Genomic DNA, 20,483 nt, shown 5'->3' with positions numbered 1-20,483 from the left:
GCCATCCGCCCTAGGTAGACGCTTTTCACTCAGGAAAAGTTCGAAGAGATCCATTTGCCGATTCTGCGGACCAGTTCCGGGGTGGCCGCGGCCTCCGCGTGACCGTATCCGGGCTCGATCCAGAGCTCCTTCGGCTCCTTCGCGCCGGCGTACAACTGCCGGGGATGATCCAGCGGGAAGAAGGCGTCGGCGTCCCCGTGCACGATCAGCAGCGGCGTCGGCGAGATGAGGCCGGCCGCCTCGTGCGGGGGCATCGGGATCGGGTCCCACCGGCCGCTGGCGATCCTCGTGCGCTTGGCCACCCGCGCCGCCCACCGGCCCAGGGGCCGCTCGATCGCCCAGTGCACCTGGCGCATCGGCTTCGTGCCCCGGTAGTACCAGCGGGCCGGGCCGCTCACCGCCACCACCGCGTCCACCCCGCCGCGCAGCCCGGCGTGCCGGACGGCCACCGAGGCCCCCATGGAGAAGCCCACCACGGCGATCCTGGAGTAGCCGATCACGCGTGCGTGCCTGACCGCGGCCTCCACGTCGAGGATCTCCCGGTCGCCGACCGTGGTCTCGCCGCCGGAGCGCCCGTGACCCCTGAAGTCGAACGCGACCACGCCGCCGTACCCGCTCAGCACGTGCACGATGCGGCGCGCCGTGCGCTCCCGCCACGAACCGGTGAAACCGTGCGCCACGACGATGCCGACGTCCGTACGGGCGGACGGCGTGTGCGCGGCGTCGATGCGGACCCCGTCCTCGGTTCTGAGCATGACGGGGAAGCTGGGCGCGAAAGGCATGGGATCGAGCTTATGGTCGCACCGCATTCCCCCAGCGCCCGGCCACCCCGGTCGGGTCCTCCCGCGCCCGACCGCGCCTGTCATGGTTGTTCCGCGCCCGACCGCCTCGGTTCGTGGTCAGCGGCCCGCCGGGCACGACGGCGAGGCGCCGCTCAGGTCCGCGACGCTCATCACGATCCGTACCCGCGACTCCTCGGCCGCGTCGAGCGCCCGCTGGACGTTGGAGATCATCACCCGGGCCGCGCTCTCCTGGATGCGGTCCCGCAGCGTGGCCTGGTCGAGATCGACCGGCAGGGGCCAGGCGACGCCGTCGGCTGCGATCACCGCGTGGGTCGCCACCAGCAGGTCGGGGCCGACGGGCAGGCAGATGAGCACGGTGTCTCCAGCGCGCACTCCCTTGTGCCGCAGCCGGAGGGCCGCGACCGCGGACCTCTCGTCCAGCTGCTCCTCGGTGAGCTTCAGGCCGGTGCCCGAGTCCACCATCACGATGCGCTGATCCATGGGGCCCACCGTAAAGAGGGCATCTCAGGCACACATGGGGCGGAATATGCAGATCCCTATGCAGAAGCGTGCGCCTACCCGGAGCCGTTCGACCGCTCGGCCGCCCACACCGCGATCTGCGCGCGGGAGGTGTAGCCGAGCTTCTCCATGATGTTGGCGATGTGCCGCGCGACCGTCGCGGGGCTGATCACCAGCTCACCCGCGATGCCCCGGTTGGACAGGCCCCTGGTGAGCAGGCCGGCGATCTCCTGCTCGCGGGCGGTCAGCACCGAGTGCCTGACCGGCTCGGCCGTCACCGGCGCCTTCGCCGCCTTCGGCGGCAGCCGCTCGCCCGCCAGCACCCGGCGGGCGGCGACGTCGGGACACATGGCCCGTCCGCGTGACCACAACGAGGTCGTACGGCCGTCGCCCAGCTTCGTCCTGGCCCGCCCGAGCAGCTCCTCGAACCTGGTCGTGGCGGAGTGCTGCCCGATCGACTCGCGCAGCCCGGCGGCCGCGGCGGCGGCCAGCACCGCCCCCTCCAGGTCGCCCTCGCACTCGGCCAGCACCGACAGCCCCACCAGGCAGCGGGCCACGGCCTGGCGCTGCCCCGTCGCCCGCGCGATGTCCGTGCCGGCCGCCAGCCGCTCGCGCGCGCTGCCGAACTCGTGCAGCATCGCCGCGACCCGGCCGATCCTGGCCAGGCAGCGGGACAGTTCGAGGTCGCTGCCGAGCTCGCTCAGCCACGGCACGGCCGTCTCGTACCGGGTCCTGGCGGCGGTCAGGTCGCCCCTGGCCTCGGCCACCGCGCCGAGCTGGACCGCGGTCCTGGCCATCAGCCAGCGGTGGCCGTGCTCGCCGGCCCGCGCCAGCGCCTCCTCCCCGTGCCGCTGCGCCTCGCGCAACCGGCCGCGGACCAGCGCCACCGCCGACAGCCCGGCCAGGCTCGCCGCCTGGTTCCACCGGTCGCCGGAGCGGGTGGCGACGGTCAGACCCTCCTCGGCGTGGTGCGCCGCCTCCTCCGCGCGGCCCATGCGCAGCAGCACCACGACGACGAGGTTGTGCATGACACAGCGCGGGAAGTCGTCGTCGGGCGCCATCTCGGCCAGGCTGCGTGTGGCCGTCTCCAGCGACCGGCTCAGCTCGTCCTTCGCCTCCAGGCCGTAGGCGAGGTAGGCCATGGCGTGCGCGATCTGCTCGGCGGGCACGCCGGTCGTGTCGAGCGACAGCAGCCGCTCGATCCAGCCGACGATCTCCCTGAGGTTGCCGCCCAGCGGCAGCAGCCCCGTGCTGGTCTGGCAGAGGCGCAGGCCGAGCAGCACGTCGCCGGACTCGGCCGCCCATTCGAGCGCCACCCGCTGGTCGTCGATCAGCTCGCGGCTCGCGATCAGCGCCTCGAACCTGCGCGGCCAGGGCACGCCCGGCTCGACCACCTCGGTGGCGAAGTGGCGCTCCTGCAGCGCGCAGAGCACGTGCAGGTGCCGCTCGCGCAGGACCTCCCGCTCGCCGGCCTGGCGCAGGCGCTCGAGCGCGTAACGCTTGATGGTCTCCAGCAGCCGGTAGCGCCTGCGGCCCTCGTCGCAGAGCACGAGCGACTTGTCCACCAGGCCGCCGAGCAGATCGACGATCTCGTTCGCGGCGATGGGCCGCTCTGCGCAGACCTGCTCGGCCAGCAGGAGGTCGAAGTCGCCGGCGAACACCGACAGGCGGCGCAGCAGCACCTGCTCCTTGGCCGCGAGCAGGTCGTAGCTCCACTCCACCGCCCCGAGCAGCGTGCGCTGGCGGGCCGGGGCGGTACGCCCGCCGGTGGTGAGCAACGAGAACCGGTCGTCGATGCGGTCGGCGATCTGGCCGGGACTGAGCAGGCTGGTGCGGGCCGCGGCCAGCTCGATCGCCAGCGGCAGCCCGTCGAGCGCCCGGCACAGGCGCACCACGTCGGCAAGGCTGGCGCCGTTGAGCTTGGTGCCGGCCGCGGTCGCGCGGTCCATGAACAGCTGCACGGACTCGGCGTCGGCGGCCCCCTCGTCGGGCAGGTCGAGCGGCGGCACCCGCCAGATCAGCTCGCTGGCGATGCGCAGCGGCTCTCTGCTGGTGGCCAGCACCCGCAGCGAGGGGCAGCCCGCCACCAGCGCCGCGACCACCTCCGCGCACCGGTGGACCAGGTGCTCGCAGTTGTCGAGCAGCAGCAGGCAGCGCTGCTCGCGCAGCCGCGCCGTGACCGTGCCGAGCAGCGGCCGGCCGGCCTCCTCGCGCACGCCGAGCACGCGGGCGATCTCCTGCTCGACCAGCTCGGCCCGGCCGAACCTGGCCAGCTCGATCAGCCACACGCCGTCGGGATAGGCGGGCACGAGCCGGGCGGCGACCCGCAGCGCCAGCCGGGTCTTGCCGATGCCGCCGACGCCGCACAACGTGACCACGCGCGTGTCTCCGACCAGGTCGTGCAGGTCGTCGAGGTCACGCTCGCGCCCGACGAAGCGGTTGGGCTCCGCCGGAAGGTTGTGCCGGGGGGTCTCTGGCATGTGCTCACCCTGCGTCGCGGAAGGATCACGCTCTTCCACAGTGTCGCACTTTTCACAGGCCAAGCGAGCTCACGACCGCCCTTTCGTCGACGACGCGCAAGACGGGATTCCCGAGCAGCCTTCTGGCCAGGTCGTACGGGGCCACGACCACGGTCGCCCGGCGCTCCTGGGCCAGCACGCGGCAGCCGACCAGGCTCGGCTCGTGGGCGACCACGACGTGGGCGCCGGACATCATGGCTAAATCGATCACCCGCAGCCCGCGGAACGGCTCGCTGACGGCGCTGATCAGGACGTCGTCCTTGGCGATCACCAGCCGGGTGGCCAGCCTGCGCAGGTCGGTCGTCAGCTCGGTGTTGTCGAGCAGCCGCTCGCCGTCGAGCGTGAGCGCGGGCCCCGCGAGCGGCCCGAACTCGACGGCGCCGCTGGACAGCAGCTCGCCGAACGGCCTGGCGCCCGGCGCGGGCAGGAACGAGAAGACCTGGTCGACCTTGGCCTCGGCGGGGTCGTGCCCCTCGTGCGCGATCATGAAGCGGGACGCCCCCGAGGCCGACAGGACCGCGGTGCCGCCGGCCCAGGCCACGGCGTGCACCGCCACCGGAAGATGGGTGCCCTGGGGGACGTCGACCAGCACCCGCTCGCCGTAACGCAGACCGAGCGCGCGCAGGCCCGCCGCGGCGCGGGTGACCCGTCTCGCGAAGGCCGCGTAGGACAGCACGTCGCCGGTCCTGACGTCGCTCACCGCCGGCTGATCGCCCTGCGTCGGAGCAGCGGACATAACCAGCTCAGTCCAGGTCATGCGCTCAATGTAAAGAGCCCGGCCGTCCCTGCCATGCGCAAGAATGTGCAACCGGCTATGTAGCCCGTCATGAACAGGTGCGGGCGGGCCCCGTCGTCCCGCTCCTGCCATCTGAGGGGATCAACTAGACTTATGAGGTCGCGACTTCGCGCGGCCGCCCCCACCGAACACAGAGCGAGACGTCATCATGCCTTTGAACAGCCGCGACGACCTGCGGAACATCGCGATCATCGCGCACGTCGACCATGGCAAGACCACGCTCGTCGACGCCATGCTCTGGCAGTCCGGGGCGTTCCGCGCCAACCAGGACGTCGACGACCGGGTCATGGACTCCAACGACCTGGAGCGCGAGAAGGGCATCACCATTCTCGCCAAGAACACCGCCGTCAAGCACGGCGGCATGACCATCAACATCATCGACACCCCGGGCCACGCCGACTTCGGCGGCGAGGTCGAGCGCGGGCTGTCCATGGTCGACGGCGTGGTGCTGCTGGTCGACGCCTCCGAGGGGCCGCTGCCGCAGACCCGGTTCGTGCTGCGCAAGGCCCTGGCCGCCAAGATGCCGGTCATCCTGTGCATCAACAAGGTCGACCGGCCCGACGCCCGCATCAAGGAGGTCGTGGACGAGGTCTACGAGCTGTTCATGGACCTCGACGCCACGGAGGAGCAGATCGACTTCCCGATCGTCTACGCCTCCGCCAAGGCGGGCCGGGCCTCCATGGCGCGCCCCGACGACGGCGGCATGCCCGACTCGGAGGACCTCGAGCCGCTGTTCGACATCATCAAGTCGACGATCCCGGCGCCCACCTTCGACCCGAGCGCGCCGCTGCAGGCCCACGTCACCAACCTCGACGCCTCCTCCTACCTCGGCCGCATCGCGCTGTGCCGGATCCACCAGGGCGTCATGCGCAAGGGCCAGCAGGTGGCCTGGTGCCGCACCGACGGCTCGATCCAGCGCGTCAAGATCACCGAGCTGCTCATGACCGAGGCGCTGGAGCGCAAGCCCGCCGAGGAGGCAGGCCCCGGCGACATCATCGCCATCGCCGGCATCCCCGAGATCATGATCGGCGAGACGCTGGCCGACCCCGACGACCCGCGCCCGCTGCCGCTGATCACGGTCGACGAGCCGGCCATCTCCATGACCATCGGCACCAACACCTCGCCCCTGGTGGGCAAGGTCAAGGGTTCGAAGGTCACCGCCCGCATGGTGAAGGACCGCCTCGAGAAGGAGCTCGTCGGCAACGTCTCGCTGCGCGTGCTGCCCACCGACCGGCCCGACGCCTGGGAGGTGCAGGGCCGCGGCGAGCTGGCGCTGGCCATCCTGGTGGAGCAGATGCGCCGCGAGGGCTACGAGCTGACCGTCGGCAAGCCGCAGGTGGTCACCAAGACCATCGACGGCAAGGTGCACGAGCCGGTCGAGCGGCTGACGGTCGACTGCCCCGAGGAATACCTCGGCGCGGTCACGCAGCTGCTGGCGGTGCGCAAGGGCCGGATGGAGCACATGACCAACCACGGCACCGGCTGGATCCGGATGGAGTTCGTGGTGCCGGCCAGGGGCCTGATCGGCTTCCGTACCGAATTCCTCACCGAGACCCGCGGCACCGGCCTGGTGCACCACGTCTTCGACTCCTACGAGCCGTGGTTCGGCGAGCTGCGCACCCGCAACAACGGCTCGCTGGTGGCCGACAGGTCCGGCCCGGTGACCGCGTTCGCCATGCTCAACCTCCAGGAGCGCGGCACGCTGTTCGTCTCGCCCACGACCGAGGTCTACGAGGGCATGATCGTCGGGGAGAACTCCCGGTCCGACGACATGGACGTCAACATCACCAAGGAGAAGAAGCTCACCAACATGCGCTCCTCCACCAGTGAGGAGACGGAGAAGGTGATCCCGCCGCGCGTCCTGTCGCTGGAGCAGGCGCTCGAGTTCATCCGCGAGGACGAGTGCGTGGAGATCACGCCGGAGCACGTGCGCATCCGCAAGGTCGTCCTCGACGCCGCCATCCGGGGCCGCGCCGCCGCCCGCGCCAAGCGCGGAAGCTGACTACTCCGAAGGCCGCGTTCGGCCCGCTGCATGCGGGCGGAACGCGGCCTTCGCGCTGAGACGCGCGAGAAGACCTCGGCCCGGCCGCGGGCGTTCCCGGCGTGGGGCGGGTCAGCCTGTCGGCGTGGGACGGGTCAGCCTGTCGGCGTGGCGTGGCGTGGGGCGGGTCAGCGGCGGCGGGGGAGTTCGCTGCCGCGGACGTTCGCGGACAGCCACTCCACCAGCGGCCCGGCCGCGCGCCAGGTGCGCTCCACCCGGGCGCGCGCCCGTGCCGTGTGCACCCACTCCCGCGGCTCGAACCGCTTGGCCGCGTAGAGCGACTTGTGCCGCAGCAGGTCGATGCGCGGGTGGTCCTCCTCGAACCCTCGCGGCCTGGTCTTCAGCCGCTCGCCGCGCAGCTCGTACCCCTCGGCGGCCAGCGCGGCCGCGATCGACTCCAGCGGCTTGCCCGTCAGGTCCTCGTCCACGGCGGCGCGGAAGCGGGCCACCTGGTCGGTGGCGGTCGAGTAGATGCCACCCGCCGCCAGCAGCCCGGCCGCGCTGAGCTCCACGTAGAGCCCGATGCCGGGCATCACCTCGACGAACGCGCCCTGATGCGTCTTGTACGGCGACTTGTCCTTGGCGAAGCGCACGTCCCGGTACGGCCGGAAGAGGTGGGCCGGGCCGAACTCCGCCGCCAGCTCGTCGGTGAGCGCCAGCATGGGCGCCCGCACGGCCTGCTCGTAGAGCTCCTTGTGCTGCGCGAAGTACGTCTTCGAATTGTCCGCCTCAAGCCCCTCGTAGAAGATGAACGCCTCGTCGGGGAAGCCGGTGAAACCCATGTCACCAGGGTCCCACGCCGCGCGCGCGGCTCGGCGACCCGGTCGGCCTTCGATGCGCTCCCGCCCTGGTCAGCGTTCGGCATACCGGCGCCCGGCGGCCTGGTCAGCGTTCGGTCTACCGGCGCCCGGCGACCACGTCAGCGTTCGGTGTACTTGCGGCCCGGCGCGGGTGTCCTGCCGTACAGCTCGGAGACGGTGACGAACGTGTAGCCCTTCCTGCCGAGCCGGTCGAGCATCTCCGGCACGGCGTCCACCGTCGTGCGGTGGATGTCGTGCATCAGCACGATCGATCCCGGCTTGGCCTGGCTCGCGCGCTTGACCACGGTCGCGGTCTCCCGGTCGCGCCAGTCGAGGGTGTCCACGCTCCACAGGATCTGCGCCAGCCCCTCGCGGCGCGTCTCGGCCGCCACGGCCTCGTCCGTCGACCCGTACGGAGGCCGCATCACCCGCATCCGCACCCCCGTGAGCCGCTGCACGATGTTCTCGGTGTGCCTGAGCTCGCGTTTGACCGCCTCGTCCGGCAGCCCGGCGAGCGCCGGATGGCTCCAGGAGTGGTTGCCGATCTCGTGGCCGTCGCCCACGATCCGCCGCACGGTGTGGCCGCCCTTGTCGGCGGCCACCATCTGCCCGATGACGAAGAACGTGGCCTTGACGTCACGCCGGCCCAGCTCGTCGAGCAGCCGGCCGGTGTGCTCGCCGGGGCCGTCGTCGAAGGTCAGGGCCACGCACTTGATCCGGGCGCAGTCGAACCTGCGGCTGCGCGGCCAGCCGGCCTGCATCGAGATCAGCCTCTTGGCCAGCGAGTCGGGATCGACGACGGCCCGCGTCAGCGGCACGACCGGCACCACGTACTGCTGCTGTATGCGCGGCACCGACAAGGTGACGCAGCTCACCAGGGCGAGCAGGGCCAGCGGCAAGGCCCATACGCGCATTCTTCCCCCCGAAGCACCGCATGCGGGGGCCTACGGATAATCCTGGACCGGTGCCCCCCGCAGCTCCCTGGCCAGGTCGTCCCACCAGATTGGGATATCCGTCTGCAATTCCTGGTAGCGGCGCGCCACGCGCATGGCACATCCGACCGGATCTGTGCCCAGATGCCGACGTTTCACCGGCCCTTCCTGCCAGCGGTAAAAACCATCCCTGTAGCGCACGACCAGGCCGATCCATACCGAGATGGTCTCGTCGTCGCCCACCTCGTAGGCGCAGGTGACGCCCAGACCATGAAGCTCGGCCTGGAGCTTCTCCGTCGCCGCTCGGGCCTCACTCACCCGCCACCCCCTGCCGACGTCGCGACATCTGCGGACGACCGCTGGGAGCGGCCCGCCGTACACAAGGGATGTACCCAGCAACGGGCATCAGCCGTCCAAGACATGGAGTAATCATGAAACTCCACCGGGTGATCAGGGGGGCGTTCCCGGTTTTTGGTCAGGGGTGAATACGCGCCCCCGGCGAGGTCGCCAGGACGGGGGCGGCTCAGGCGGGCTCGTGCGTCTCGCGCGGCTCGGCGACGACCATGACGAACCTGAGGGCCCGCTCGCCCCTGTTCGCGTAGACGTGGGGCCGGTCGGCGGTGAAGAGCACGGCGTCGTCCTCGCCGATCAGGTAGCTCTTGCCGTAGACGGTGAGGGTCAGCTCCCCAGCCAGGACGGTCAGCATCTCGCGGGTGCCGGGCGGATGCGCGTCGCCGTCGTGGTGCTCGCCGGGCGCCAGCCGCCAGTCCCACAGTTCGAGGATCATCGGCACGTCCGCGCCCACGAGCAGCCGCGCGCGGACGTCTCCCTGGTCGAACGTGACCACGTCCGCCTTGTCCACCACCCGCACCACCGGCACGTCGGAGACCTCGACCAGCCTGGCCACGGTGACGCCGAGCGCGGAGGCGATCCGGGTGAGGGTCGAGACGCTCGGATTCGTCCGGCCCTGCTCCACCTGGACCAGCATGCCCCGGCTCACGCCCGACCTGGCGGCCAGCGCGTCGAGGGTCAGCCCGCGGTGGGCGCGCTGGGCGCGCACATTGCTGGCGATGGCCTGGGTGATCATCTCCGGATCTTCCATGAGAGTTCAGTGTAGTGAAGGGAGAGTGCAACGCACTGTACTCTGTCTGTTGTACCAACAGTGCAACACATTGAACTGAGAGGATGCCCGGTGACGGTGATCCTGGCCACGGCCTGCGCGATCGTGTACGGCACGGCCGACTTCTTCGGCGGCCTGGCCACCCGCCGCGCGCAGGTGCTGTCGGTCGTCACGCTCTCCCAGCTCGCCGGCCTGGCGCTGATCCTCGGCCTGCTCCCGCTGCTGCCCGGCGTCTACAGCGATCCGGCCCTGGCCTGGGGCCTGGCGGCGGGGCTGTCGGGAGCGGCCGGGCTGGTGCTCTTCTACCGGGCGCTGGCCACCGGCGTCATGTCGGTGGTGGCACCCACGACGGCGGTGACCTCGGCCGCGCTGCCGGTGGTGTTCGGGCTGGCCGCCGGTGAGCGCCCGCGGGCGTGGGCGCTGGTCGGCGTGGCGCTGGCGCTGGGCTCGGTGCTGCTGGTGAGCCAGGACAAGTCCGGCGGCGGGCGCGGCTCGCTCGCCTCGGTGCTGGTCGCGCTGGCCGCGGGCGCGGGCTTCGGCGGGTTCTTCATCCTGCTGTCCATGGCGCCGCACGAGTCCGGCCTGTGGCCGCTGGTGGGCGCCCGCCTGTCGTCGGTGAGCATGGTAGCCCTGCTGGCGCTGCTCACGCGGCGCGCGCTCAGACCGGGCCCGGGATCGCTGCACATCATCGTGGCCGCGGGCGTGCTCGACATGGCGGCCAACGTGCTCTACCTGCTGGCCCAGCAGGACGGCCTGCTCAGCCTGGTCGCCGTGCTGGTCTCGCTCTATCCGGCCAGCACGCTGCTGCTGGCCAACCGCGTGCTCGGGGAGCGGCTGCGGCCGGTGCAACTCGGCGGCGTCCTATGCGCACTCGCCTCGGTGGCGCTCATAGCCGTTGCGCAGCCCCTCTAGCGCTTGCTACGTTTCGCCCGTGCGCCGTGAGCGGGCACGTTCCGATGAGGAGTCACTGAAGCACGTCGCGGTGCCGTACGACTCCGACGAGTCCTTCGTGGACCTGATCGCGCCGCGCGTCCGCTCCGCCCTGGACGACGGCAGGCGCGTGCTGGTCGTCACCTGCGCGGCCAAGCTGTCCCTGCTGGCCGAGGCCCTGGGCCGCGACGCGGGCCGGATCGACAGCCGGGTCTCCACCTCCTGGTACGACCACCCGTACCGGACGCTGGCCGCCTATCACGAGTACACGCGCGGCCGCCGCACCCTCGTGGTCGGCGAGCCCGTGTGGACCGGCAGGAGCGAGCGCGAGGTCAGAGAGCTGATCCGCTACGAGTCCGTGCTCAACGCCGCGCTCCGCCCGGCCGCCGCGACCATGCTCTGCCTGTACGACCTCCGCCACGTCCCCGACCTGGTACGCGACTTCAGCGCGATCAACCATCCGGTGCTGCTGAGCACGGACGGTGAGGTGACCAGCACCCGGTTCGTCGAGCCGCACGACCTGGTCCTCGACCACGACCGCGTCCCCCTGCCCGCGCCGGGCAGCCGGGCCGAGACGATCCGGTTCACCGCGCGGGAGCTGAAACGGCTGCGTCGACGCGTCGGCGACTACGCCAGGGCGGCCGGCATGGACGGCAACCTCATCACCTCGCTGGTGATCAGCGTGTCCGAGATCGCCGCCAACAGCGTCGAGCACGGCGCCGGGTACGGCACGATCACGATGTGGCCGGCCGACGGGGAGCTCGTGTGCGAGATCACCGACCCCGGCGGCTCCCTCGACGACCCCTTACCGGGCTACATACCACCGGAGCCCGAATCCCCACGGGGATACGGGCTCTGGATCAGCAGGCAGCTCTGCGACCTGGTGGAGCTGCGCACGGAGGACGACGGATTACGCGTCCGCCTCCATCTCCGGACGGAGGCGTAGACGACCCGGACCAGAAGGTCAGGCGGCGTGCTGGGCCTGCACGGGGACGCGCACGGCGCCCTCCTCGCGGGCGTATTCCTCCAGCATCACCCGCAGCTGGCGCCGCCCCCGGTGCAGCCGCGACATGACGGTCCCGATGGGCGTGCCCATGCGCTCGGCGATCTCCTTGTACGCGAACCCCTCCACGTCGGCCAGGTAGACGGCCACGCGGAAGTCCTCGGGCAGGGAACGCAGGGCGTTCATCACGACGCTGTCGGGCAGCCGGTCGAGCGCCTCCGTCTCGGCGGAGCGCAGCCCCGACGAGCTGTGCGACTCGGCGGCGTGCAACTGCCAGTCCTCGATGTCCTCGGCGGCGGACAGCTTGGGCGAGCGCTGCTTCTTGCGATAGTCGTTGATGAAGTTGTTGGTCAGGATGCGGTGCAGCCACGCCTTGAGGTTGGTGCCCTCGCGGAACTGGTGGTACGACGTGTACGCCTTCGCCACCGTCTCCTGCACCAGGTCCTCCGCGTCCGCGGTGTTACGGGTCAGGCGCATGGCGGAGGCGAAAAGCTGCGACGTCACGGGCACGACATCGCGCTCGAACCAGTCTTGACGCTGCTCATCGGTCATGGTGATCAATTCATTCCCCCTTGCGCTATCCCCCGTTTCGGCACAGGCCGCCTGATAGCGGTTCCATCATCGCAAGACCCAGGTAAGGGACGCGTTAGGGAGGTTCCGCGTTGATCAGAAGGGGGGTTCGTCCTACTGCTCGCGGCGTGCGTTATCACGTCCACGGCGGGACAAGTATCGTTATCATAACACTACCTATCCAATCTTGCAGTAATAGTGGCGAGAGTCACATGGGATAGCGTAAGAGCATGATTTCCGTGGACCGCCACGACGCGGGTGCACGCCGCTGGGTGGCTGAGGCCATCCGCAAGGTCGAGGCCGACGCCAATCGAAGTTGCGACACTCATCTGCACGTCTTTCCGCTGCCCTCGCATTGGGGAGTAAACCTCTACTTGAAAGACGAATCGGTGCACCCAACCGGTTCACTCAAACATCGACTTGCTCGTTCCCTCTTCCTGTACGGCCTGGCCAACGGCTGGATCGGCCCCGAAACGACGGTGGTCGAGGCGTCCAGCGGATCGACCGCCGTGAGCGAGGCGTACTTCGCCCGGCTGCTCGGCCTGCCCTTCATCGCGGTCATGCCCGCGTCCACGTCACCGGAGAAGATCCACCTCATCGAGTTCTACGGCGGCAAGTGTCACCTGGTCGACGACCCCGGCACGATCTATGACGAATCTCACCGCCTGGCCGCCGAGACCGGCGGCCACTTCATGGACCAGTTCACCTACGCCGAGCGGGCCACCGACTGGCGCGGCAACAACAACATCGCCGAATCCATCTATTCCCAGATGTCCATGGAGCCCCATCCCGAGCCGGCCTGGATCGTGGTCGGCGCCGGCACCGGCGGCACCTCCTCCACCATCGGCCGCTACATCCGCTACCGCCGTCACGCCACCCGCCTGGCCGTCGTCGACCCGGAGGGCTCGGCCTTCTACCCCAGCTGGACCTCGGGCGACAGCACGCTCACCGCTCCCGGCTCGCGCATCGAGGGCATCGGCCGCCCCCGCGTGGAGCCCTCGTTCCAGCCCATGGTGATCGACCGCATGATCGCCGTGCCGGACGCCCGCTCGATCGCGGCCATGCACTGGGCCCGCGAGGTGACCGGCCTCGACGTCGGAGGCTCGACCGGCACCAACCTGGCGGCCTGTGTGGAGCTGGTCGCGGAGATGCGCGCGGCGGGCGAGCGGGGCAGCATCGTGACGCTGGTGTGCGACAGCGGGGACCGGTACAAGGGCACGTACGGCGACCCCCGCTGGCTGGCCGCCAACGGCCTCGACGTGGCCCCCCACCTGGCCGAACTGCGCGCGTTCCTGACCGGCTAGAGCCGAGCGGCGGGTCAGGGCCTGGCCGGGTCCACGCCGAACAGCTCGGCCACGTCGTCCAGCATCGCGTGCGCCCCCTGGATCCCCACGGCGCTCATCCAGGTCAGGTCGCCGACCTCGTGCTTGGCCCCCTTGAGCCGGCCCCACAGCGGGTTGGCGGTGAACTTCTCCTTCGGCCCGTCGCTCGCCGGGTCGGGGTAGGTGGCCACGAAAATGTGCTCGGCGTCCAGGTCGGCGATCCGCTCCTGGCTCACGTCGACCGCGATCGCGTCCTGCTCGGCCGGCTGCCCCTCGGGACGCGGGAAGCCGACGTCCTTCATGACCACGCCCGAGTAGGAGTTCTCCACGTACAGCCGGGTCGTGGGCTCGCCGGCGAAGCGCACGATCGAGATCGTCGGCAGCTCGCCCTCCTTCTCCTTGATCGCGGCTCCGATGGCGGCCGCCCGCTGCTCGTACTCCTTGATCCGGGTCTCGGCCAGGTCCTCCTTGCCCAGGGCCCGGCCCATCAGGCGCAGGTTGTCCTTCCAGATCGCCCCGGTGGTCTCGCTGAACACGGTCGGCGCGATCTTGGCGAGCTTGTCGTACAGCGCCTCGTGCCGCACCTTGGCCGAGACGATCAGGTCGGGCTTGAGCGCGATGACCTTCTCCAGGCTCGGCTCCTCCAGGGTGCCGACCGGGGTCGCCTCCTTGCCGTGCCGCTCGGCGACCGCGCCGAGGTAGCCGGGCAGCTTCGAGTCGATCGAGCGGTACGTCGTGTACCCCACCACCGGCGTCTCCAGCGTCAGCACGGCGTCCACGAAGCTCTGGTCGAGCGCCACCACCCGCTGCGGCTTCGCCGGGATGACCGTCTCGCCCATCGCGTGCCGCACCGTCCTGAAGGGCTCGGCGCTCGGGGCCGGCTCCGCCGAGCCGCAGGCGGCCAGACCCGTGATCAGCAGCGCTGCGGCGAACACGCGCGACGGTCTCATGAGTACCTCTTCCTCGAAGTAAGGCAAACCTAAATTAGGTAAGCCTTAGCCTAACCTGGCATACTTCAGCGGAATCACGAACGTCGAGGAGGAGCCGGGTGAGCGCAACAGCCGTCGCCCCGCGTCTCCATGATCTCCGCGGCCGCCGGTTCACGGTGCTGCTGGTCCTGTTCGCCTCCGTCGCCGTCGCGGTGGTGCTGAGCATCACGATCGGCTCCAAGTCCGTGCCGCCGGCCGACGCCTGGCACGCGCTCACCGCACCGACCGGCACCGAGAACGACATCGTCATCCGCTCGCTGCGCGTCCCCAGGACCGTGCTCGGCGTGCTCGCCGGGCTCGCGCTGGGCGTGGCGGGCGCGCTCATGCAGGGCCACACGCGCAACCCGCTCGCCGACCCCGGCCTGCTCGGCGTCACGCAGGGGGCGGCGTTCGCGATGGTGTCGTCGATCATCCTGTTCGGGGCGTCGAGCCTGCTGGTCTACATCTGGTTCGGCCTGGCGGGCGCGCTGGTGGCCAGCGTGGCGGTGTTCGCGCTGGGCATGGCGGGCGGCAGGGGCGGGCCGACCCCGGTCACGCTGGCGTTGGCCGGCACCGCCGTCAGCGCCCTGCTGTACGCCCTGACCTCGGCCATCGTGCTCCTCGACGAGCAGGCGATGGACGTGTTCCGGTTCTGGCAGGCGGGCTCCATCGCGGCCAGGGGCGGCGACGTGGTGTGGCAGGTGCTGCCGTTCATCCTGGCCGGCCTGGTGCTGGCGATGGTGAACGCCCCCGGGCTCAACGCGCTCTCCTTGGGGGAGGACGTGGCCCGCAGCCTCGGCCAGAACATCCCCATGACCCGCGCCGTCGGCGTCGCCGCCGTCACCCTGCTCTCGGGCGCGGCGGTCGCCGCCTGCGGGTCGCTGGCGTTCGTCGGGCTCATCGTGCCGCACCTGGCCCGGCCGCTGTCGGGCACCGACCATCGCTGGCTGCTGCCGTACTCGGGGCTGATCGGCGCGGCGCTGCTGCTGGTCGCCGACGTGATCGGCCGCGTGGTCGCGCCGCCGGGAGAGCTGGAGGTGGGCGTGGTGCTCGCGCTGCTCGGCGCCCCGTTCTTCGTCGCCCTGGTCCGCCGCAGGAAGCCCGTCCGGCTGTGATGACCACCCTGCCCCTGCGCGTCGGCGGCCTGTCCTGGCAGGTACGGCCGCGCGGCGTCGTGCTCACCCTGACCGGCGTCGCCCTGCTGGCCCTGCTCATGGCGCTGAACATGCGCATCGGCGACCTGCCGATGACGCTGGCCGACGTCGTCACGGGGACGTTCGACGCCGCCAGCCCCGCCCACTTCGTGATCATGGAGCTGCGCCTGCCCCGCGCGCTCACCGGGGCCCTGGTCGGAGCCGCGCTGGCGCTGTCGGGCGCGATCATCCAGTCGATCGCGCGCAACCCGCTGGCCAGCCCCGAGATCCTCGGCGTGACCACCGGCGCCTCGGTCACCGTGGTGGCCGGCGTGGTGGCCAGCGGCAGCGCGTACGGCGGCGTCAGCGGCCTGCTGTCCACCCTCGGCATCCCCGCCCTCGCCCTGCTGGGCGGCCTGCTCGGCGCGGCCGTCGTGTACGGCCTGGCCTGGCGGCGCGGCCTGGACGGCTACCGCCTGGTGCTGGTCGGCATCGGCGTCGCCGCCGTGTTCACCAACGTCAAGTTCTGGCTGCTGACCGTCGGCGACGTCAACGACACCAGCCGCGCCATGGTCTGGATCAGCGGCTCGCTGAACGGCCGGGGCTGGGAGCACGTGACGCCGACGGCGCTGGCCCTGGTCGTGCTGGTGCCGCTGACCCTGCTCGGCACCCGCTCGCTCGACGCCCTGCGCTTCGGCGACGACACGGTCACCGCGCTCGGCGTCCGGATGAACCCGGCCCGCGCCCTGATGATCCTGGCCGCCGTGCTGCTCGCGGCCGTGGCCACGGCGTCGGCGGGGCCGATCGCGTTCGTGGCCCTGGCCTCGCCGCAGATCGCGCTGCGGCTCACCCGCTCGGGCCGGCCGCCGCTGCTCTGCTCGGCGGTCGTCGGCGGCGTGCTCACCACCGCCGCCGACCTGATCGCCAGGACCGTCTTCTCCCCCATCGAGCTGCCCGTCGGCATCGTCACGGCCGTACTGGGCGCGCCGTACCTGATCCACCTGATCTGGAGGTCGCGAAAGTGAGACTGCAGGCCGCCGGGGTCAAGCTCGGGTACGGCGACCGCCTGATCGTGGACGGCCTCGACCTCGGCATCGAGGCGGGCACGGTGACCACCATCATCGGCCCGAACGGCTGCGGCAAGTCCACCCTGCTGCGCGCCCTCGGCCGGCTGCTCAAGCCGCAGGGCGGCGAGGTGCTGCTGGACGGCAAGCGCATCGACAAGATCCCCACCCGCGAGGTGGCCAAGATCCTCGGCATGCTGCCCCAGGCTCCCACCGCGCCGGAAGGGCTCACGGTGGCCGACCTGGTGGCCAGGGGCCGGCATCCGCACCAGACGTGGTACCGGCAGTGGTCCTCCGACGACGAGGGCGCGGTCGCGGCGGCGCTGGACATGACGGGGCTGGCCGACCTGGCCGAACGGCCGCTGGACGAGCTGTCGGGCGGGCAGCGGCAGCGGGCGTGGATCTCCATGGCCCTGGCCCAGGGCACGGACCTGCTGCTGCTCGACGAGCCCACCACGTTCCTCGACCTGGCGCACCAGGTGGAGGTGCTGGAGCTGGTCCGGCACCTGCACGAGGAGGCGGGCCGCACGGTCGTCATGGTGCTGCACGATCTCAACCTGGCCGCCCGCTACGCCGACCGCCTGGTGGCCATGCGGGCCGGCCGGGTGATCGCCTCGGGGACGCCGCACGAGGTGCTGACCGAGGATCTGCTGCGGGAGGTGTTCGAGCTGGACGCCAAGATCATCGCGGATCCGGTCGCGGGCACTCCCCTGGTGGTCCCCATCCGCCCGCTCTCCCACCCGGCCCCCTGACCTGCTGACGTCGCCGGCGCTCAGGTCTCGTGCGGCGCTCAGGTCTCGTGCAGCGCCCTGGTGACGTCCGCGTCGTCAGGGGCCAGCTCCGCGGCCCTGAGCAGGTCCTGCCTGGCCTGGCTGAGCAGCCCGGCCGCCCGGTGCACCAGGGACCGGTTGAACAGCAGCTCCGCCGTCTCCTCCAGCTTCAGCGCCCGGGACAGGTCGGCCAGCGCCGCCTCGTGGTCGCCGCGTTCGAAGGCCAGCTCCGCCCGGCCCGCCCAGGCCGGCAGCAGCTCGGGATCGGCCTCGAGGGCCTGATCGAAGGCGATGCGTGACTCCGGGTAGTGGTTTTCGGCCAGCTCCACCTGCCCGAGCACACACAGCAAGTGCGGATCGTCAGGAGTGAGCGCCAGGCCGCGCTCCACGTCCTCACGGGCCCGCGCGTAGTCGCCCGCGGCCACGTGCAGCCCGCAGCGGTTGACGTAGGCGGGGGCGAACTCCGGGTCCAGCTCCAGCGTGTGGTCCAGGTCGGCGCGGGCTCCGGCCAGGTCGCCGCGGGCGTAGCGCACCTCGGAGCGGTTGTAGTACGCCTCGGGGAAGGGCGGGCTCAGCCGCGTCACCGCCTCGTAGTCGGCCAGCGCCTCCTCCTCCCGGCCCAGCTCGTGCAGCAGGTTGCCGCGGTCGAGGTAGTAGTCGGGATAGCCGGGGTCGAGCGCGACGGCGCGGTCGTAGTCGGCCAGCGCCGCCTCCCTCTGCCCGGCCATGGCCAGCAGCTGGGCCCTGTTGCCGTACAGCACGAGCCGGTGGATCGGGTGCTCGTCCGGCAGGTCGGTCTCGGCCAGCTCGACGGCCTCGCGCACCAGCTCCATGGCCGCGCCGTGGCGGCCCCTGCGTACCTCGACCAGGGCCTTGCCGTTGAGGTCGAACCCGAGGTGGAAGGCCCGCTCCCGGGCGTCGGGCAGCAGGGAGGTGATGGTGACGGCCTCGTTGATCCAGGCCAGGGCCTGCTCGGGGTCGCGGCGGGCGTGGTCGTGGTGGCGGACGAGGATCATGGCGGTGCCGTACGCGATCGTGGCGCGGTGCTTGGGGTCGGTGCTCACCCGCCTGGCCCGGTCGTAGAGCTCGCGGGCCTCGTCCTCGCGCTCGATCGCCTCCAGGGACCCGGCGACCCGCTGGAGGAGCTGCTGCCAGCGGTCGGGATCGTCCTCGTACGCCAGCCCGCGCAGCGCCTCCAGCCCCGCCTCCGCCATGGCGTGGTGGAAGCCCTCGTCGCGGTAGCGGTCGAAGTCGGCCCGGAGCGGCCCGGCGCCGGGGGCCGACGGCCCCTCCTCGATCGTGAGCAGGCCGGGCTCGACCCGCCGCCGCAGCACGGTCACCAGCTCACGGTCGGTGTGGTCGGCCTCGCCGAGGTTGGCGACGGTCATGGTCAGGGGGCCGGAGCCGGCCAGGTGGTCGCGGACGAACTCGGCCAGCCCGTTGGCGATCCGCAGGCTGCGCCGCGCGCCGGGCACGAGCACCCGCTGCCCTCTGGGCAGGTCGTCGGCCAGCGAGCGCCTGCGGGCCGGGACGAGGTCGCGCAGCGATGGCGCGGCGGCCCGGATCTCGATGTCGTGCGCGGCCACCAGGTCGGGCCGTCGTTCGAGGGCGGGCGGGACCAGGTGGGTCAGGAGCGCCGCGCCGAGCGTGTAGGGGCCGCCGATCCGGCGGTCCGCGTCGAGGAAGATCGTGTCCACGCCGTCCCTCTTTCGTCGTCCGGCGTGGCCGACGCCCCTGCGGGGACGCCGGCCGGTGGGTCAGGAGTGGTGCCGCGGCGCGGCCGAGGCGGCCGGCTTCACGGTTCCTGGCCGATGAACGACGATCTTCTTCATGGGGGGCCTTTCACCAACAATGGGACCGAACGATCTTTTGATGACCGATACATGTCAACACATCAAAAAGTGGTCGATCAACACTTATCTGGTAAGGCGTGATCCGTAACCGATTACTGCAGGGCCGTAAGTCACTCACCGAGAATGGCGTCCACGAACACCTCGGGATCGAACGGCGCCAGGTCGTCGGGCCCCTCGCCCAGCCCCGCGAGCTTGACCGGCACACCCAGCTCCCGCTGCACCGAGATCACGATGCCGCCCTTGGCGGTGCCGTCGAGCTTGGTCAGCGCGATGCCGGTGATGTTGACCACCTCGGCGAACACCTGGGCCTGGCGCATGCCGTTCTGGCCCGTGGTGGCGTCGAGGACGAGCAGCACCTCGTCGACCGTGGCCTTCTTCTCGATGACCCGCTTGACCTTGCCCAGCTCGTCCATCAGGCCGGTCTTGGTGTGCAGGCGGCCCGCGGTGTCGACGATGACCACGTCGACCTTCTCCTCCATGCCCTTGGCCACCGCGTCGAACGCGACGGAGGCGGGGTCGCCGCCCTCGGGACCGCGCACGGTGTCGGCGCCGACCCGCTCGCCCCAGGTCTGCAGCTGGTCGGCGGCGGCGGCGCGGAAGGTGTCGGCCGCGCCGAGCACGACCTTCTTGCCGTCGCCGACGAGCGAACGGGCCAGCTTGCCCGTGGTCGTGGTCTTGCCGGTGCCGTTGACCCCGACGACGAGGACGACCGCGGGCCGCTCGCCGTGCTTCTTGACGTGCAGGGTGCGGTCGAGGCCGGGATCGATCTGGGCGAGCAACTGCTCGCGCAGCAGGCCGCGCACCTCCGCGGGGGTGCGGCTGCCCAGCACCTTGACCTTGGTGCGCAGCTCCTCCACGACGGCGCGGGTCGGCGCGACGCCCATGTCGGCCGTGATCAGCCGCTCCTCGATCTCGTCCCACACGTCGTCGTCGAGACGGTCGCGGGACAGCAGCTCCAGCAGCCCGCGCCCGAGCGCGTTCTGCGAGCGGGCGAGCCGCTCGCGCAGCCGCACCATCCGGCCGGCGGACGGCGGCGGAACCTCGACCTCAGGCTCGACGACGACCGGCTCGGCGGGCTTGACCGGCGGCGGCAGCGTGGTGGTCGCGCCCTCGGCCTCCTCGTCCGCTCCCGCGGGCCGCTTCTCCTCGGGCAGCGTCGGAGCTTCGGGCGGCACCACCGGCGGAGGCGTCTTACGCCCCGGCCGCAAGTACAGCAGGAGACCGCCGACCGCCAGCAGGGCGACGACGGCCACGATCACGATGACGCCGAGGTAACCATCCACAACATGTCAGTTTTCCAGATCGACCGGCCCGATTGGACCAGCAGGGTCGCGACCCGCCTCATGTCGGCCGTCATGTCC

Annotated in this window: 19 protein-coding genes; 7 read left to right on the top strand and 12 right to left on the bottom strand. The window is 71.3% G+C overall.

What is annotated here, in order from left to right; translation table 11 throughout:
- Window positions 1-29: 29 nt before the first annotated feature.
- From OIE67_RS01525 to OIE67_RS01510, 4 genes are all read right to left on the bottom strand, one after another.
- Entirely contained in the window at window positions 30-782 is a 753-nt protein-coding gene (locus tag OIE67_RS01525; protein WP_326635922.1) for an alpha/beta hydrolase, read from the bottom strand.
- Window positions 783-899: 117 nt separating this feature from the next.
- Complete coding sequence (locus OIE67_RS01520; RefSeq protein ID WP_326635920.1) at window positions 900-1,283, bottom strand: AMP-binding protein; 384 nt, start codon at window positions 1,281-1,283, stop codon at window positions 900-902.
- A 74-nt stretch (window positions 1,284-1,357) separates the two neighbouring features.
- Complete coding sequence (locus tag OIE67_RS01515; RefSeq protein WP_326635919.1) at window positions 1,358-3,781, bottom strand: LuxR C-terminal-related transcriptional regulator; 2,424 nt, start codon at window positions 3,779-3,781, stop codon at window positions 1,358-1,360.
- Window positions 3,782-3,833: 52 nt separating this feature from the next.
- Window positions 3,834-4,577, bottom strand: a complete 744-nt coding sequence (locus tag OIE67_RS01510; protein WP_326635918.1) for an AMP-binding protein — start codon at window positions 4,575-4,577, stop codon at window positions 3,834-3,836.
- 187 nt (window positions 4,578-4,764) lie between these two features.
- On the opposite strand from OIE67_RS01510, the gene typA reads away from it, so the two are divergent.
- Window positions 4,765-6,618 (top strand): translational GTPase TypA, encoded by a 1,854-nt coding sequence (gene typA / locus OIE67_RS01505; protein WP_326635917.1) that lies wholly within the window; start codon window positions 4,765-4,767, stop codon window positions 6,616-6,618.
- Window positions 6,619-6,785: 167 nt separating this feature from the next.
- Here the strand turns inward: typA and OIE67_RS01500 are convergent, their stop codons facing one another.
- The 4 genes from OIE67_RS01500 to OIE67_RS01485 form a co-directional block, all read right to left on the bottom strand.
- Complete coding sequence (locus OIE67_RS01500) at window positions 6,786-7,439, bottom strand: DUF2461 domain-containing protein (RefSeq protein WP_326635915.1); 654 nt, start codon at window positions 7,437-7,439, stop codon at window positions 6,786-6,788.
- Between the two features lie 137 nt (window positions 7,440-7,576).
- Window positions 7,577-8,371: a polysaccharide deacetylase family protein gene (locus OIE67_RS01495; RefSeq protein ID WP_106249228.1), complete on the bottom strand. Its 795-nt coding sequence runs from the start codon at window positions 8,369-8,371 to the stop codon at window positions 7,577-7,579.
- A 30-nt stretch (window positions 8,372-8,401) separates the two neighbouring features.
- Window positions 8,402-8,707 carry a hypothetical protein gene (locus OIE67_RS01490; protein ID WP_106249478.1) on the bottom strand — a complete coding sequence of 102 codons (306 nt, stop codon included), beginning with the start codon at window positions 8,705-8,707 and terminating at the stop codon, window positions 8,402-8,404.
- A gap of 205 nt (window positions 8,708-8,912) precedes the next feature.
- Entirely contained in the window at window positions 8,913-9,491 is a 579-nt protein-coding gene (locus OIE67_RS01485; RefSeq protein ID WP_326635911.1) for a helix-turn-helix domain-containing protein, read from the bottom strand.
- A 90-nt stretch (window positions 9,492-9,581) separates the two neighbouring features.
- Here OIE67_RS01485 and OIE67_RS01480 point away from each other — a divergent pair, with 90 nt between their 5' ends.
- Entirely contained in the window at window positions 9,582-10,421 is an 840-nt protein-coding gene (locus OIE67_RS01480; protein ID WP_106249231.1) for a DMT family transporter, read from the top strand.
- A gap of 19 nt (window positions 10,422-10,440) precedes the next feature.
- Window positions 10,441-11,385, top strand: coding sequence for a sensor histidine kinase (locus OIE67_RS01475; protein ID WP_326635907.1), 945 nt, complete (start codon window positions 10,441-10,443; stop codon window positions 11,383-11,385).
- Between the two features lie 18 nt (window positions 11,386-11,403).
- Here the strand turns inward: OIE67_RS01475 and OIE67_RS01470 are convergent, their stop codons facing one another.
- Entirely contained in the window at window positions 11,404-11,994 is a 591-nt protein-coding gene (locus tag OIE67_RS01470) for a sigma-70 family RNA polymerase sigma factor (RefSeq protein ID WP_326635905.1), read from the bottom strand.
- A 248-nt stretch (window positions 11,995-12,242) separates the two neighbouring features.
- Here OIE67_RS01470 and OIE67_RS01465 point away from each other — a divergent pair, with 248 nt between their 5' ends.
- Complete coding sequence (locus tag OIE67_RS01465) at window positions 12,243-13,316, top strand: PLP-dependent cysteine synthase family protein (RefSeq protein ID WP_106249480.1); 1,074 nt, start codon at window positions 12,243-12,245, stop codon at window positions 13,314-13,316.
- A gap of 14 nt (window positions 13,317-13,330) precedes the next feature.
- Here the strand turns inward: OIE67_RS01465 and OIE67_RS01460 are convergent, their stop codons facing one another.
- On the bottom strand, window positions 13,331-14,284 hold the full coding sequence (locus OIE67_RS01460) for an ABC transporter substrate-binding protein (RefSeq protein ID WP_326635903.1): 954 nt from the start codon (window positions 14,282-14,284) through the stop codon (window positions 13,331-13,333).
- Between the two features lie 98 nt (window positions 14,285-14,382).
- Here OIE67_RS01460 and OIE67_RS01455 point away from each other — a divergent pair, with 98 nt between their 5' ends.
- The 3 genes from OIE67_RS01455 to OIE67_RS01445 are packed head-to-tail and all read left to right on the top strand — an operon-like array spanning window position 14,383 to window position 17,251.
- Window positions 14,383-15,417 carry a FecCD family ABC transporter permease gene (locus OIE67_RS01455; protein WP_326635901.1) on the top strand — a complete coding sequence of 345 codons (1,035 nt, stop codon included), beginning with the start codon at window positions 14,383-14,385 and terminating at the stop codon, window positions 15,415-15,417.
- Window positions 15,417-16,460, top strand: coding sequence for a FecCD family ABC transporter permease (locus tag OIE67_RS01450; protein ID WP_326635899.1), 1,044 nt, complete (start codon window positions 15,417-15,419; stop codon window positions 16,458-16,460). The genes OIE67_RS01455 and OIE67_RS01450 overlap by 1 nt, the downstream gene beginning before the upstream one ends.
- Complete coding sequence (locus OIE67_RS01445; RefSeq protein WP_326635897.1) at window positions 16,457-17,251, top strand: ABC transporter ATP-binding protein; 795 nt, start codon at window positions 16,457-16,459, stop codon at window positions 17,249-17,251. Before OIE67_RS01450 ends, OIE67_RS01445 begins: the two co-directional genes overlap by 4 nt.
- A gap of 38 nt (window positions 17,252-17,289) precedes the next feature.
- Here the strand turns inward: OIE67_RS01445 and OIE67_RS01440 are convergent, their stop codons facing one another.
- Together OIE67_RS01440 and ftsY are read right to left on the bottom strand one after the other, a co-directional pair.
- Window positions 17,290-18,966 (bottom strand): tetratricopeptide repeat protein, encoded by a 1,677-nt coding sequence (locus tag OIE67_RS01440; protein WP_326635895.1) that lies wholly within the window; start codon window positions 18,964-18,966, stop codon window positions 17,290-17,292.
- 266 nt (window positions 18,967-19,232) lie between these two features.
- Complete coding sequence (gene ftsY / locus OIE67_RS01435) at window positions 19,233-20,405, bottom strand: signal recognition particle-docking protein FtsY (protein ID WP_326635893.1); 1,173 nt, start codon at window positions 20,403-20,405, stop codon at window positions 19,233-19,235.
- Between the last annotated feature and the right edge of the window lie 78 nt (window positions 20,406-20,483).

Source organism: Nonomuraea fuscirosea (assembly GCF_035917475.1).
GTDB classification, from domain to species: domain Bacteria; phylum Actinomycetota; class Actinomycetes; order Streptosporangiales; family Streptosporangiaceae; genus Nonomuraea; species Nonomuraea fuscirosea.
This window is presented reverse-complemented; position numbering and strand designations above follow the sequence as displayed.